10 protein-coding genes and 1 pseudogene are annotated in these 15,938 nt (G+C 51.2%); 6 read left to right on the top strand and 5 right to left on the bottom strand.

The genetic code is table 11. The features are described 5' to 3' along the window. Window positions 1-93 precede the first annotated feature (93 nt). The 3 genes from ACFOLF_RS11140 to ACFOLF_RS11130 all read right to left on the bottom strand — a co-directional run bounded on the left by ACFOLF_RS11140 (window position 94) and on the right by ACFOLF_RS11130 (window position 7,492). On the bottom strand, window positions 94-1,308 hold the full coding sequence (locus ACFOLF_RS11140) for an aspartate aminotransferase family protein (protein ID WP_210038168.1): 1,215 nt from the start codon (window positions 1,306-1,308) through the stop codon (window positions 94-96). A 167-nt stretch (window positions 1,309-1,475) separates the two neighbouring features. Then, complete coding sequence (locus ACFOLF_RS11135) at window positions 1,476-4,565, bottom strand: hybrid sensor histidine kinase/response regulator (RefSeq protein WP_379113922.1); 3,090 nt, start codon at window positions 4,563-4,565, stop codon at window positions 1,476-1,478. A gap of 263 nt (window positions 4,566-4,828) precedes the next feature. Continuing rightward, window positions 4,829-7,492 carry a family 78 glycoside hydrolase catalytic domain gene (locus ACFOLF_RS11130; RefSeq protein WP_210038170.1) on the bottom strand — a complete coding sequence of 888 codons (2,664 nt, stop codon included), beginning with the start codon at window positions 7,490-7,492 and terminating at the stop codon, window positions 4,829-4,831. 142 nt (window positions 7,493-7,634) lie between these two features. Between ACFOLF_RS11130 and ACFOLF_RS11125 the strand changes: the two genes are divergently transcribed. From ACFOLF_RS11125 to yunB, 3 genes are all read left to right on the top strand, one after another. Beyond that, window positions 7,635-8,501: an AraC family transcriptional regulator gene (locus ACFOLF_RS11125; RefSeq protein ID WP_210038171.1), complete on the top strand. Its 867-nt coding sequence runs from the start codon at window positions 7,635-7,637 to the stop codon at window positions 8,499-8,501. Between the two features lie 150 nt (window positions 8,502-8,651). Continuing rightward, window positions 8,652-9,338 (top strand): TerC family protein, encoded by a 687-nt coding sequence (locus tag ACFOLF_RS11120; RefSeq protein ID WP_210038172.1) that lies wholly within the window; start codon window positions 8,652-8,654, stop codon window positions 9,336-9,338. A 127-nt stretch (window positions 9,339-9,465) separates the two neighbouring features. After that, window positions 9,466-10,329: a sporulation protein YunB gene (yunB, locus tag ACFOLF_RS11115; protein ID WP_210038173.1), complete on the top strand. Its 864-nt coding sequence runs from the start codon at window positions 9,466-9,468 to the stop codon at window positions 10,327-10,329. A gap of 150 nt (window positions 10,330-10,479) precedes the next feature. Here yunB and ACFOLF_RS11110 read toward each other — a convergent pair whose 3' ends face one another. Then, entirely contained in the window at window positions 10,480-11,514 is a 1,035-nt protein-coding gene (locus ACFOLF_RS11110; RefSeq protein ID WP_210038174.1) for a M23 family metallopeptidase, read from the bottom strand. A 67-nt stretch (window positions 11,515-11,581) separates the two neighbouring features. Here ACFOLF_RS11110 and lipA point away from each other — a divergent pair. The 3 genes and pseudogenes from lipA to ACFOLF_RS11095 form a co-directional block, all read left to right on the top strand. Continuing rightward, a pseudogene (gene lipA / locus ACFOLF_RS11105) lies at window positions 11,582-12,535 on the top strand (lipoyl synthase); the annotation flags it as partial. A gap of 22 nt (window positions 12,536-12,557) precedes the next feature. Continuing rightward, entirely contained in the window at window positions 12,558-13,307 is a 750-nt protein-coding gene (locus ACFOLF_RS11100) for a YutD family protein (RefSeq protein ID WP_379114079.1), read from the top strand. Between the two features lie 185 nt (window positions 13,308-13,492). Continuing rightward, window positions 13,493-14,092: a nitroreductase family protein gene (locus tag ACFOLF_RS11095; protein WP_210038177.1), complete on the top strand. Its 600-nt coding sequence runs from the start codon at window positions 13,493-13,495 to the stop codon at window positions 14,090-14,092. 105 nt (window positions 14,093-14,197) lie between these two features. Here ACFOLF_RS11095 and ACFOLF_RS11090 read toward each other — a convergent pair whose 3' ends face one another. Continuing rightward, a complete protein-coding gene (locus ACFOLF_RS11090) occupies window positions 14,198-15,937 on the bottom strand; it encodes an ABC transporter ATP-binding protein (protein WP_210038178.1) in 1,740 nt (579 codons plus the stop codon). Window position 15,938 lies beyond the last annotated feature (1 nt).

Genomic DNA, 15,938 nt, shown 5'->3' with positions numbered 1-15,938 from the left:
ATCTCTGACTGAACAGAAATGTATATTTATGCACTTAATGAATGGTCAGACAACAAGCCACCGTTCAAATATTATACGGTGGCTTGGATTAATTCAGGTTTCATTCACAGACGGTTGAAGCACTCTTGCCAGGCTGCGGCTTAAAATTTGAATCATTTGATCAATTTCCTGTCCCGTTACAATTAATGGTGGCATTAACCGAACCGTATCGGGGTTTGGAGCATTAATCAATAATCCTTCATGAAGACAATCTTGAACCAATTCTTTGCCTACCGGCTGCGGCAGGTCAAAAGCCATTAGCAGGCCCTTTCCCCGTATATGGGACAGCTGAAATTTGCCTTGTATTTGCTCCAGCGCCTGGATAGAGTACAGCCCTTGAATCCGCGCGTTAGTCGAAAGATCCAATCGAATGACTTCATTCACGACTGCTTGTCCCACACTCATAGCCAGCGGTTGTCCGCTGTAAGTCCCTCCCTGGTCGCCGGGATCAAAGATATTATATTTGTCCTTGGTTAACATGGCCGAAAGCGGGAATCCGCCTCCGATTCCCTTCCCCAGAGTCATAATATCCGCTTCTATTCCGTAATGCTGATAGGCAAACATCTTTCCTGTCCTGCCCATTCCCGTTTGAATCTCATCAAAAATCAATAAAATCCCTTTCTCGTCGCAGAGCTGACGCAGTTGATTTAAATAATCCTGCTCAGCGGCATGTACTCCGCCTTCTCCCTGAACGAGCTCCAGCATAATCGCACATGTCTTATGATCTATCGAGGACTCGCATGCAAGAATATCGTTTAGCGGCACATGTTTAAATCCGGGAACTCTTGGCGCAAATAAATCCTTCCATTTCTCCTTCCCGGTTGCGGACATGGTTGCAAGCGTACGGCCATGGAAGCTGTTCGTGAGCGTTATGATTTCATTGGCACCGTTTAAAAAGGCAGCACCATATTTCCTGGCCAGCTTAATTGCGCTTTCGTTGGCTTCCGAACCGCTGCTTGCGAAAAATACTTTGTCGTAGCAGGTGATTTCCGTCAACCTTTTAGCGAGTTCAATCATGGGTCTGTTATAGTAGGCTGGACTGGCCGTAATCAAAGCAGATGCTTGTTTATTCAAGGCCTGTTTAACCGCATCTGGTGAATGCCCCAAGCTTGCTGCCGCCCATCCTCCTACAAAATCCAGGTATCTCTTACCCTCAGTGTCCCATATGTACATTCCTTCTCCGCGATCCATAACGATATCAGGCCGATCAGCAGTAAATAATACGGAGTTCACTGCGTCTTTCAAAAGTTCTGCTTTTTCCAAGCCCATCAACCCCACCACCCCGACGCATAATTATTCAATATTAATGAATTATTATACATTTTAGTGATAATAAATGCAATATGGAATCAGAATAATGATTTCCACATGCTGAGCATCCTTTCTTATGATGGATATTTGACATAGCACTTGACCGCATTTGTTCCATTTATATCTCAACCTGCATTATTCTTGTTCACAATGAACGATACTCTCGTCCCGCGGCCAGGACCACTGCTGATTTGAAGCCCTATTCCAAAATGCCGTTTTAACCGCAGATCCGTATTAAGCAGACCGACTCCCGATCCGGTGTCTTTTTTGCTCTCCGGCAGACGTTTAAGCAATTCCTCATCCATCCCGACGCCGTCGTCCTCAACCGATATCTCCGCATAAGTTTCATTGTTCGTGACCCGGATCATAATTGTTCCCCCTTGGGCGCGGTTCATGACGCCGTGTTTTATTGAATTTTCAACCAGGGGCTGGATCGTAAGCTGCGGGATTGTTAATTCTTCGCATTCGTCTATCTCCCAAATGACATGAAGCCGATCGTCAAATCGCTCCTGTTCAATGAACAGATAAGACCGCACAATATTTAACTCATCTTCTATAGGGGAAAGCTCGTCAATATTTTTAAGCTTATATTTATCCCTCAGAAAATTGCTGAATGCCTCAAGCAGATTGCGCATCCGGTCCATATCGATTTCGCTTAATGCCGCAATGGCATTCAAGGTGTTAAACAGGAAATGGGGCTGGATTTGCGCCTGAAGCCAGGACGCTTCCATCCGCAGCCGCTCGCGTACAGATTGCTTCACGTCCGTCAGCGCTCTGACCCGCGACCGTAATTCCAGCGCATCCACCGGCTTGGTCACATAATCGTTGGCGCCCGATTGAAATCCGATCTCGATATCCCCGGGCTGGCTTCTCGCCGTAAGCAGCAGTATGGGAAGTTCTGTGATCGTGAATCGGTTGCGGATGGTGCGCGACAGCTCATAACCCGACATCTGGGGCATCATGACGTCCGAAATGATCAAGTCCCATTCCCTGAAGTCCAATGCAACCAGCGCTTGTCTGCCGCTCGTCACCGTCATCATGTCATATTTCTCCAATGAGAGAATCGTCTCGATTACTTTAAGGTTGACGGGATCGTCATCCACGACTAATATTCGGGGGCGGTCTGCAGGCAGCTGCGGCTGCTGTTCTGAAGCTGCGGCCACTGCTGATTTTGCCAAAGCGACCGGTTCGGGAATTCCGCTCACGGTTTCCTCGAGCAAGGCATCCGGTTCGGCCAGCTGCAGGGTGAAAACGAATTCCGACCCTTGGCCGGGAACGGAGACGACCTGCAGCGTTCCCTCATGCAGCTCCACCAATTGTTTGCTGATGCTGAGGCCGAGGCCAAACCCTCCCTCAATCATCGTTGGGCTGCGATCACCCTGCTCATAAGGCTCGAACACGCGTCGCATAGTTTCGTGGTCCATGCCGCTGCCCGTATCCGCTACTGCAATATGCGCCTTCCCGTCCTTCACATACCCCCGGATCGAAACCTCGCCTTCATTCGTAAATTTAATCGCGTTGTGAAGCAAATTGAATACGATTTGAATAACCCGGTTTTCATCGGCAATGACCTGCGGGAAATTGTCGGGAATCCGATCCTTCAGCCGCACCGGCTTACCTTCCGTCATATGGTGAAGCATGTCCAATATGCCGGTTACAATGGTTTGAATGGAGAACCTTTGGAGCTGCAGCCGGGGTATGTTTTCCTTCAATTTCGCCGCATCAAGCAGATCATTGAGCATAAATGACATGCGGCGGCCCACTGACAACAAGACCTCCAGATCCTTGATGCTTTTTTCATTCAATGAATACCGCTCTCTTTCCAGGACGGCTTGCGACATGTTGAGTATGCCGTGCAGCGGATTACGCAGCTCATGCGACGTATTGGCAAGGAATTCATCCTTCAGCTCATCCGCTTTTTGAAGCTTTGCCGCCAGCCTCCTGGTTTCGAAATGAATTTGAAAATATTGCTTGAACCAGACAGACGCAAAACAGGTCGTCGATACAATCAGATCAAACGGATAATAGACGACTTTAATTCCGCTGGCCATCATAATGCCCCACCATGAAAAGTTGCTCGTGAAGGCAATAAGAGAGAGCAGCAATAGGACATTGTCCTTGAAATCCTTCCTGGAAGCCCGGAGCATGGATACGATCGTTAATATAATGGAAATCCCTACGATCGAGGCGTATAAAGGCTGTATCGTCACCACATAATGGGCAGGCAGCAGCAGCGCTAATAATGCGGAAACCCCGCAAAGAAGTGCATAACCCGGAGCAATTCCAGACCAAAAGGAAGGCAGCAGCCGGGACACGCTTTGCAGCAGAGAGTAAGCGACACCGGTCATGGACAGATGAACCAGCTTAAATCCCCATTCGTAATTGATCGGAAGCCAGTAATGCAATAATTTCTCATCGGTCCCCAGAAGATTCATAAGCGTGGCGCTGACAATGAGCATAGAAAAATAAAGCAGTCTTTTCTCCCTGGTTCCAACCACGAATAAAATAATCGCATAGATGGCATGCATCAAAAATACGACGGAGACCATTTGCTGCATAGCCATGGACAGCTGTGTCTCCCGGTCAATCGCTTCTTCCGTCCCGAATTTCATCGACCGGACAATGCCGCTGGGTCGGGGATCCTTAAAGTTGGCCGCCTGGACGACAACCTCAATGAGGTTGCTGCCGTTCGCTGTGAAGGAGGAGGAGTAGGGAACGTTCCGCGCAGTGTACTGTTTCTCATTTTCTCCCGGCTCTCCCGACTTGGCCAGCAGCCGGCCGTTTACATACAATGCCGACGAGCTTCGGACGCTTGGAACGCGAATGCTGAAGTTGATATCGTTGTCCGGATTGACCAGAATCCGCAAACGATACGAGCCGTAACCGTATGGAGTGTTGTCTCCCGGTTTTAAGGAGGCATCCCAATTACCCGGTACCTGAATATATTGGGACTTCCTAACAGGCTTGACCCTTTCTTTATCATCGTTGATCAGCCGTTCACCAGGATAAAACTCCCATTGACCATCCAGCGTAATCGTACGGCTTTCCGCAGCATTCCAGTCCCGCAAATCCACAAATCCATTTACGGCATAGGGTTGATCGATACCATGGAACGACACAATCCAGAGTACGCGCGAACCGGTTAGAACGATTAAAAACAGGCTGGCAATAATAAAAATTTTCCGGTTTCCAATCTTATGCAGAATATGTGACAAAATAGCCTGTCTCCTCAGCTCAAACTTCATAAAAGGGAAAAGATTGCAGTTATCACAATTAATATGGAAAGTATACCCTAAGCAAACGGCCTGGTTCAATTAAATTAAATACGATGAAAAAGCAGCCAAACGGCCCATAAGAAGGCTGCTGACTGATCGAATTGAGAAGTAGTTCGGGCGGCTTTTCAAATGCATATGAAAAAGGGACCCGAATGGCTCGCGTCCCCTGATCATCCCTATATATCCAAGCATATGCCTGACCCTTACAGAACGGTTGTATACGTAAAATGATAGCTGCCCGAGCCCAAAGTGAGCGCAATTCCGCTTTCTGTCCGCTCGATGGAATGTATACCATCCCCTTCAGCGACAGCCTTTCCGCTTTCTTGAACCTCTGCTCCAGCAGCATGGGGCAGTTGAACGGAAGCGGTCGTATTAGGCGGAATCGTCACCTGAACCTCCATTGCAGAGCCTTCCCCCACGCTCCATCCGGACTCGACAAGACCATACATCGTCTCAAGGCTTGCCTTGGCCCAGCTCAGTCCTTCTCCAGGATGCGGGTCGATCCGGATATGCTTATACCCAGGGGCCGCCTCATCCGTATCAATCCCTGCCACGCAGCGGTACAGCCAATCGCCAATGGCGCCGTAAGCGTAATGGTTGAAGGAGTTCATATCCTTGCTCCAGAAGCCTCCGTCCTCCCTGATCCCGTCCCAATGCTCCCATATCGTGGTCGCCCCTTTGGTAACCTGATAGAGCCAGGAAGGATAATCGGTCTGAAACAGCAGCTTATAGGCCGCGTCATTGCTGCCGATTTGACTGAGCACCAGGTTCAAATACGGGGTGCCGACAAAGCCGGTCGTCAGATGGTGCTTGCTTTCCTCCAGCAGCTCCAGCAGCTTCTTCGCCGCTCTTTCCTTGGCCGGACCCTCCACAAGACCGAACATCAGCGCCAGCACATGAGCGGTTTGGGTCGGGACCGACAATCTGCCGGAAGGTGTGATGAACTCATGCCGGAAAGCTTTCAGAACCTGTTCATACACATTCGTATAGTACGAGACGTCCTCTTCCTTCTGGAGCACCGCTGCAGTTTTCACGAACAGGGAAGTGGAGTACGCGTAGAAGGCAGTCGCGATAAGGTCCCGGTCAGTCGCTCCGATATAGGAGCCGGGTTTGGAATCCAGGCCAAGCCAGTCGCCAAAATGGAAGCCGGTATTCCACAGGAATTCCTGCTCTCCTTGTGCGTGCATATAGTCTATCCAGGCTTTCATGCTCTCATATTGCTGCTCCAGAATCTGTTTGTCCCCGTAGCACTGGTAGATGACCCAGGGACAAATGACCGCCGCATCCCCCCAAGCCGCCGAGGAGTGGCTGTTCTCGTCAAGCACATGCGGAATGACAAAAGGAACACCGCCATTGTCAAGCTGATCGGCCGCCAGATCCTTCAGCCATTTGCCGAAGAATGGGGCCACGTTCATCAAATGGGCAGAGGTGCGGATGAACATCTGCGCATCTCCGGTCCAGCCGAGCCGCTCATCACGCTGCGGGCAGTCTGTGGGAACATCGAGGAAATTGCCCTTCTGGCCCCATAAAATATTATGCTGCAGCTGATTGATCAGCGGGTCCGAGCACTCGAAATCCCCTGTAACCTCCATATCCGAATGCAGCACAACGCCGGTGAAATCCGCAAGCTTGACCGGCTCGCTGAATCCTGTCAGCTTCACGTAGCGAAAGCCCTGGAAAGTGAAATGCGGCTCAAAGGTTTCGTGTCCCTGCCCTTTCAAAATATAGCGGATCGCCTGCTTGGCGCTGCGCAAATTCTCCGTATAGAAGTTGCCTTCCTGGTCCAGCACCTCGGCATGCTGCAGGCTGACCTCATGGCCTTCTTGGCCAGTCACGGTGAAACGGACCCAACCGACCATGTTTTGCCCCATATCGATAACGGTTTCACCCGCGGGCGTTGTGATCAGGGCAATTGGCTGCAGCTCCTCGATTTTACGGACCGGAACATTCTCCTGCGCGACCAGGATGTCTTTGGTGTGCCGCAGCACCTCTGCCTGCTCCCAATCGCCGTCATTATAGGCAGCTGTGCTCCAGCCGGCTTTCTCCAGCCGCGCGTCATAGGTTTCTCCATGGTAGATTTCAGACAGCAGAACCGGACTCCCGGATACCTTCCACTGCGCATCCGATGCGATAATGTCCTCGGTGCCGTCATCGTACCGGATGTGCAGCTGCAGAAGCAGCGCTGTCCGGTCGCCGTATATATTTTTGTGATCGACCCATCCCAGATTTCCTTTATACCAACCATTTCCCAGCATGGCGCCAACGGCATTGCCGCCCTCCGCCAGCAGGTCCGTTACCTCGTAGGTCTGATACTGAAGGCGCTCATTATAGCTGGTCCATCCCGGCGTAAAATAATCCTCTCCCACTCTGATTCCGTTCAGGCTTATTTCATAGATTCCCAGGCTCGTCGCGTAGATTCGGGCGCTCTTCACCTTGGCTTTCACACTGAATGTGCGTCGGAGCAGGGGAGACTGCTCCGAATCCGGAGGGAAGGAGGCAAGCGGCGCACTGACCCAATCGGCCTGCCATCCGGCCGGCTCCAGCAGCCCCGTTTCCCAGTAAGCGATTTCAGACCAGGGAGAAGCTTGTTCTTGTTTGTCCCATACCCGGATATGATAGTAGTAGCGCTGAGCGGCTTCAACATTCAATTCCGATAGAGCAACATGAGTGGACTGATCCGATTGAACCTTCCCTGAATCCCAGAGCGCGGCGCTCAAATCCGCTTCCAGGGAAACTTGAATCTGATAAGCCGACTGCTCCCACGACCTCGTATCGGATTGAACTTGCCAGCTGATTCTCGGCTTCCGGATGTCAAGGCCGATGGGATTCTCCCGGTATTCACAACGAAGCTTCGTAACCATTGTCATAACGCATCCTCACCTTTCCAACATATAATGTCCATTCTACTCTGCATACCCCCTATTATAAGGATTGAATTCTTTATTTTTATGCGGTATAAAGGACAATATGTAGAGGTAATCACGACATTTTAGGAAATGGTGATGGGACATGGAGCAGGTCAGACAAACGTTTAAAGCGGAATCGTTTTTCAGCAATCTGCTTCTTTACGTCAACCGGGCGGTAGAGGACTTCACTCTGCCCCTGCATTCGCATGAGTTTATTGAACTGGCTTATGTAGCCGAGGGCAAAGGGTTTCATTATATTGAAGACGATGTGCAGCGGATTCATCGGGGCCAGCTGCATGTAATTCCCATCGGAACATCGCATGTGTTTCGTCCTTCCTCTACCAATGCACTGCAGGACCCGTTAATTGTCTACAATTGCATTTTTACGAAGCAGCTCGTTGACAATCTGATTCCGCTGGTCTTCGACGGTCCTATTGCTGTTTACCTTGAAGGACTCAAAGAAGAAACCCTCCCTTACCACGCCGTATTCGATACGGATGATGAGATTGGAAAGCTGTTTCTTTCTTTGTACAAGGAGTATTCACTGCCTCGGAGCGGCTCCACGACGTATTTGAACACGCTGCTGCTGCAGCTGATTGTAACGATCTACCGGCTGCATACGGAAACAAGCCGCACCGCTCCCGGAAGTCCCGCCCGTTTTCTTCAGATATTAAGCTATCTGGAGCAGAATTATGCGGAGAAAATAACATTATCCCATTTGACCGAACGGTTCCAATGGAGCGAACGTCATTTGCAGCGGCTGTTCAAGCAGCATACAGGGCAAAGCTTTAATTATTTTTTGCAAAGCCTGCGGATTCAAAAAAGCTGTGAGCAGCTTAGAAGCACGCAGCAGAAAATAAGCAGAATAGCCGAAGCTGTCGGATACAAGGATCTGAATTCCTTCATGGTCCTTTTCCGCAGGATGGTTGGCGAAACCCCCGGCGCCTACCGACGGCAGTTCAGAGAATAGCGGACGGTTCGCATCGCATAACTGCAGCTGAATCTGCCGGTCCTGTTTTAAAGCCTGCAGCATAGGGGCAGAACTATAGAGGGCAAAACAGCTGCCAACATTTTCCTGCATCTTCAAGAAACCGGCTATTGCTGCACAAGGGAGAACATAATGGAAGGAAACTTTGTTTTTGTTTTGCTGGAGTTGATCTTGATCAATGTGGTGCTCAGCGGCGACAACGCGGTTGTGATCGCCCTGGCAAGCCGCAATTTGCCTGCCGAACAGCAGAAAAAAGCTGTGTTCTGGGGCAGTATGGGGGCCATCGGCTTGAGGATCGTATTGACGTTCGCCGCCGTATGGCTGCTTCGCATTCCGTTCGTTCAGGCGCTTGGAGGACTCCTGCTGTTGTTTATTGCCGTGAAGCTGCTGAAGCAGGAAGAAGAGACGGAAAACATTCAATCGAGCTCACGCCTGTCGGGCGCCGTCAAAACGATCATTGTGGCCGATCTCGTCATGAGCCTGGACAATGTACTGGCCATGGCAGGCGCGGCTGGCGGGAATCTCCTGCTTATCGTCATTGGTCTGGCAATCAGCATTCCCCTGATTATTTGGGCAAGCCAGCTGCTGATGCGCTTGATGAAGCGATTTCCGATCATTGTCGTGCTGGGAGCGGCACTGCTTGGCTACACCGCAGGCGAGATGATTCTGGATGATAAAGGCGTCAGCGCCTTTATTGAGTCGACGCTTCCCTGGACGAATCATCTGCTTCCTATCGTGCTGGCGATTGCGGTCGTTGCCGTAGGCCATCTGATCAATCGGACCCACAATAAACGGGCGGATGCAAAGGCCGCCCGCTGAGAACTTCAGGCTTGAGATCGGAAGGGGAAACACCTCACTTAAGGGGTGTTTCTTCTTTTTTGCCGTCCCTTTGCATAAGCTTGGATAGAAAAGGCGGACGAAGGTGCAAAAAGGGGGCGCTAAAGTTATGCCGAAGTGGGGAAGACGGGGCTGGCACAGCAGCGGCAAACGCCGGAACGGCAAACCCCGCAGCCGCCGGAGGCTGTGGCTGCTCATCATGCTTATTGTATTTCTGTTTATTTTCCAGCTGTTTATATTCGTAGAGCGCAATCTGCAGGGACCGCTGATGACGGTCGCCAAGGTCAGGGTCAAGCAGGTGGCTACGCAGGCAATTAACAAAGCCATCACCGACCAGGTCGCAAGCCAAGGCGATGTCGAGAAGCTGATTGAATGGAAAACCAATAATAGCGGAAAAATATCCGGGTTTATGCTGAATTATGCGGAGCATATGCGGATTACCTCCCAGACCGCCGACCGCGTGCAGGGCATGCTGAATGAAATTAAACACATCCCGGAGAAGATTCCTGTCGGCCAGGCGCTCGGCAGTGCGATCATTGCTTCCTACGGTCCCCGCGTTCCGGTGAAATTCGAGCCGGCTGGAGCGGTCAAGGTGGATCTGGAGACCAGGCAGCAGGATGCCGGAATCAATATGATTCTGGTTGAAGTTTATATGCGCATCGTGGCAGAGGTTTCGATCATCATTCCCTTCGATACTCAACCTGAGCTTGTGGAGACGGAAATTCCCATTTCCTATCTGCTCGTGGTAGGCGATGTGCCCATGTATTACTATGATAACAAGGGTAATCCTGTCGGGGATTCGGCGTCAGGAGCTCCCAGTATCTCACTGCCCATGCAGGAAGGCCAGGACGGCGTTACCACGACGAGCCCGAGAAACAGCGGCGGGACGGACAATGAACAGCAGCTGCCGGATACCTCGACTGATTATTTGAACGAATCCGATAATGACTGGTCGACGAATGACGGCAGTTGAAAAATAGATACAGGAAAAGGCGCTTGTCATCAAGGACAGGCGCCTTTTCCTGAAATAACCGGCTTCTTCCTTTTTAGAAGGGAAATGTCAGGCTCCGTTAGATCTTACAATAATATGCGGCGGGAGTTTTTCCTGTTTTACGCATCGAAATTAATGGTTGCTTTGCCTCAGCTGCCTACGCTCGCTGTTTTCCCATTGCCGCAGCAGCGGGTAGGGGTCGAAGGACCATTCGATCAGACCGCTGTCCCGGTAAACGCCATAATGCAGATGCGGCGGGAATTTTCCCTGCGTTCCCGGCTTGCCGTAGCCGGAGCTTCCGACGAAGCCCACCAGCTGGCCGGGCTTTACGATGCTGCCGACCCGCAAGTTTTTTTCATAGCCCGACAGATGCGCGTAATAATGATAATTGTTGTTCAAATCGCGGATGCCGAGCCTCCAGCCGCCATAGGGATTCCAGCCTTTAATTTCAACAATGCCGTAGCAGGTGCTTCGCACATTGATTCCATAATTGGCGAAGATATCGGTCCCTTCATGAATGCGGAAGCCGCCCCAGCTTCTGCTTGTTCCCCAGGTACCGCGATAAGAGTAGTTGGTTCCGATAGGAAGCGGAAAGGCATGCTCGAAGAGCTCCAGACGGCCGAAATGTGCATACAACGCGGAGAATTGGCGGACCCGCTGGACAGCCCGGGTATTGTGGTAATATTGCCAGGCGCCAATGGCGAAGTCCTCTTCCGACGGCCCGAAGTGCGTAAAATGGTCGGCTACTGAATACAGCAGGTCGGTGTCGCTGGTCCGCTTCGCGAGACCGTCGCCATCCCCATCCCTGCCGATGCCGCTGAACCAGCGGATAGAAGCGGGAAGCTGATCCTCCGTGTCAGGATTCAGCTCGCCTGTCCATCCGGGCTCCGTGACGAATACACTGACAAACTCTCCAAGCTGTTTTCTTGTTTTCGGGCGGACTTTGGTGATGGTCCGCTCATACTGATCAATGGCTGCAAGCCGGTACCAGGGAATGCCGGTCAGGCTGCTTATTTGCAGATACAGCGCCTTCCGCTGCTCGAACTCATTTTCCTTCTTGGGCGGTTCGGCGGGCTTCTCCTGCGCTGTTGCAATGGTGCCAAATGATTGCAGCATACCCATCATGCATATCAGGAGCAAGATGGGACAAAGTAAAAACCGTTTCATGGATCCCCTCCTCCTCAGACGGAAATGGCCAAATGGACTGTAGTTATCATTTGCAAATCATTGGTTTTTATCCGAAACGTGCTATAATAAGACGCAGGAGACTACAGAAAGCAGGTATGCTTCAATGAAGACAAAAGAGAAGAACGCTATGCCAAAGCCGGACTGGCTGCGGATAAAATTAACAACAGGCGGCAACTATGCCGAGATTAAAGATATGATGCGTTCCAAGACACTGCATAGCGTTTGTGAAGAAGCCCGATGCCCGAACATCTATGAGTGCTGGGCCAACCGGACTGCAACTTTTATGATATTAGGCGATATTTGCACGCGTGCGTGCCGTTTTTGTGCTGTTAAGACAGGCCTTCCGACCGAGCTTGATCTACAGGAGCCGGAACGTGTGGCGGAAGCCGCGGAGCAGATGGGACTGCGCCACTGCGTGGTCACCTCTGTAGCCCGCGATGATTTGGCGGATGGCGGGGCGATGATTTTCGCCGAGACCGTCAAAGCGGTCCGCAACCGCATGCCGCTATGCAGCGTGGAAGTGCTGATTCCCGATTTTCTGGGCAACGAGGCCGCGCTGCAAACCGTAATGGATGTGAAGCCGGATATCCTCAATCATAATATCGAAACCGTTGAGCGTCTCTCGGACCGCGTTCGCGCCAAAGCGAAATATGCCCGTTCCCTGGAGCTGCTCAAGCGTGCCAAAGCCATGCAGCCCGGGATCCCGACCAAATCAAGCATTATGCTTGGACTTGGCGAGGAATGGGATGAAATCCTCCAGACGATGGATGATCTTCGCGCGGCTAATGTGGATATACTGACATTGGGACAATACCTGCAGCCGACACCCAATCATCTGGCGGTGGAACGTTATGTGCACCCGGACGAGTTTGCCAAGCTGAAGGAAGAGGGGCTGCGCCGCGGATTCAGCCATGTGGAATCTGCTCCTCTGGTGCGGAGCTCCTATCATGCCCATGAGCAGGTGCAATCGGCAACGGAGGCAAGAACAGCAACATTGTGAGAAGGAGTGGGGAGCACCCTTGATGCATATCAATGGCAGAGCCTATGAATTGATTCACGAGAACAAGGACGGCTGGAACCCCGAAGCATTTCGTGAACGTTTCAGCGAGGTGCTGGAGCGCTACGATTATGTTATCGGAGACTGGGGCTATAATCAGCTTCGTCTGAAGGGCTTTTTTCGGGATAATCATCCTAAAGCGACAAGAGACAGCGCGTTCTCAAGTATGCTTGATTATATTAATGAATACTGCAATTTCGGCTGCGCTTATTTTGTCCTGCAGAGGCATCCCGGCGTCAAGCGCCAGGGTGAGGACGGCAGCGAGCTCGATTCCGAGACGGATAACGCAGAACTGTTTGAGGGTATTGAAGATGCCTATGAGCTTTCTATACAGGCCAGTGACGTAATCCAAGGTGAAGAAACCGGTCAGGAGCAGGCACGGACGACTCCACGGATCGTCAGAGAGCATCAAAGACGTGAATACCATCCCAAGCATCTTCGCAAGGATTCGCCCAAGGATGTCGAGAAAGAACCGGTTAAGGAAAACCGCAAGCCGTTTAACAAGGATAAAGACCGGGACAGGGACGGCGGGCGCCAGCAGTCGGCAATTCAGCAGGAGGAGCGGCCCAATAATGGAGAGCGCGAACGCAGCGGCCGGCATCGCAAGCCTCATTTTACCGCGCCTAAAGCACCTGTAGCGGCAGCAGCAGAAATCCAGACGCATTCAAAGCAGAATCAGGGAAATCGTCAGAAGGATTCCGGACCAAAAGCTTAAGATTTGCCAGGCTATGTGCCGAACCCATCAAAACTAAAAAACCGCGTATCCGGTTTACTTTCCGTATACGCGGTTTTTCTTTGCGGAAATTTACGATAAAAAAATTTGATTTCTATGAAAAATGAGTTACAATATTAAAGTAAGTTAGTGAAAAAATATTACCAACAAAAAGGAGATTCAAACACATGGCTAAAGATTTCTATCAAGCAGTCAAAGAAAGACGTACATTCTACGGGCTTTCAAAAGAATCCGTTTTATCCGATGACCGCATTCAAGAACTCGTTTCCGAGGCTGTTAAACATACGCCATCATCCTTCAATTCCCAAAGCTCGCGCGTTGTTGTCCTGCTCGGAGAGCAGCATGACAAGCTGTGGAATCTGACTAAAGAAGAGCTTCGCAAAATTGTTCCGGCTGAGCAGTTCGCTTCCACTGAAGAGCGGATCAACGGATTCTACAACGGTTACGGAACTGTCCTGTTCTTCGAAGACGAGAATGTGGTCAAAGGACTTCAAGAGCAGTTTGCTTCTTATAAAGATAACTTCCCGATCTGGTCTCATCATGCGTCCGGCATGCTTCAGCTGGTGGTATGGACAGGTCTGGTGAATGAAGGACTCGGCGCATCCCTGCAGCACTACAATCCGTTGATTGATGCAGCTGTGCAGCAGGAATGGGATGTACCGGCAAGCTGGAAGCTTGTTGCCCAAATGCCGTTTGGCAATCCTACAGCAGTTCCTGGCGACAAACAATTCAGCCCCATTGAAGACCGCATGAAAGTGTTCAAATAATATAATCCGCAATATCCTTTGCAAAATCAAAAGAGTACAGCTGAGCCTTCTTCAGGCTTGCTGTACTCTTTTTGATCGTTCATGAATAACAGCTCTCAATTAATCTTATAAATGCTGGACATTGTACAGCCGCGCATAGGCGCTGTCTCTGTTCATTAATTCCTCGTGATTGCCCTGCTCGACAATTGACCCGTGCTCAATGACGACGATTGTATCCGCATGGGTAATCGTCGACAAGCGATGCGCCACGATCAGCGTTGTGCGATTCCGCGCTAGCACCGCGAGCGATTCCTGGATCGCATGCTCGGATTCCAGATCCAGCGCGGAGGTTGCTTCGTCCAGAACCAGAATAGCTGGATCCTTGAGAAATACCCGGGCAATGGCAATCCGCTGCTTCTGGCCTCCGGAGAGCTTCACGCCCCGTTCGCCGATTTCCGTGTCATAGCCGGCAGGAAGCGCAGTAATAAACTCATGGGCATTGGCTCTGTGCGCCGCCTCAATGATGGCTTCTTCGGAAGCTGCGGGATCGCCAAGCCGTATATTATCCCTCACCGAGCCGCTGAACAGAATATTATCCTGCAGCACCATGCCGATATGGGATCGCAGGCTTTGCTGCCTGAAGGCTTGAATATCGCGGCCGTCAACCGTAATTTGCCCTTCCTGGATATCATAAAACCTTGCAAGCAGGCTGACCAGAGACGATTTGCCGCCGCCGCTCATCCCGACCAGCGCCACGGTATGGCCCTGTGGAATTGTGAGATTGATATGCTGCAGCACCCATTCGCCGGTATCCAGGTAGCGGAAGGATACATCGCGGAATTCGATATCTCCACGCACCTTCTTGAGCTCGATGGCATCCGGCGCATCTTTGATCTCAGGCTCCTCGTTCAGCAGCTCCATGACCCGCTCCAGCGAAGCGGAGGCTTGCGTAAGCTCGGTGGATGAATTCACGAGCCTTCGCAGAGGGCCGTAGAGCCTGTCCAGATACCCGTAGAACGCGACGAACTCGCCAAGGGTAAGCTGCTTCTTGATGACCAGATAACCGCCGCAGGCAAGAACCAGGAGCGGAGCGATCTCGGTCAGAGTATTGGTGATGGATTGTGTCAGAGCGTTCCAGCGGGTCAAGGCAAACGCCCGTTCGAGAAAGCTCCGGTTGCGGACTTGAAACTGCTCCTGCTCGTGAGCCTCGAGAGTGAAGCTTTTCACCACCGGAATCCCGTTGACATGCTCATTAAGATAGCCCTGCATCTCGGCCAGTGACTGGGATCTGGAACGCGAATAAGCCTGCAGCCGCTTGTAAAGCTTCTTGACCGCATAAGCGTACAGAGGCAGGATGGCGATGGCTACAAAGGTGAGCGGCACATTCATATTGAACATGATGACCACCGCAATGACCAGCGTGAACATGTCGAGCCAGATGTTCATCAGGCCGGTTTCAACCAAGGACTTGGTCTGCTCGGCGTCGTTCATGACCCGGGATATGATCTCGCCGGATTTGCGGTTTTGATAGAAGCGGATGGATAGCAGCTGCAGGTGGGAATACAGCTTGTTGCGCAGATCGAATAAAACACGGCTTGTGGTGAACTGCGCGAAATATTGCCTGAAGTATTCAATGGGGTAGCGGACGATGACAAACAGCACAAAAGCCAGTCCAATAACGCGCGCCAATTTATCCAGTTTCTCGCTGGCGGGCAGCGTTGCGGTGAGGATCTCGTCCACCACGTATTTGATAAAAAGCGGCATCGTCAGTGGGATGGCGAATTTCATAATGCCGATGATCAGTGTGAACGCGACCAGCCAGCGGTATGGCTTTACAAATTGCAAATAAGATCGGAAAAGCTTCATA

The organism is Paenibacillus sepulcri, assembly GCF_042647105.1.
Classification (GTDB): Bacteria; Bacillota; Bacilli; order Paenibacillales; family Paenibacillaceae; genus Paenibacillus_Z; species Paenibacillus_Z sepulcri.
Note: the sequence above shows the minus strand (reverse complement) of the source record. Positions and strands in the feature narration are given on the sequence as shown.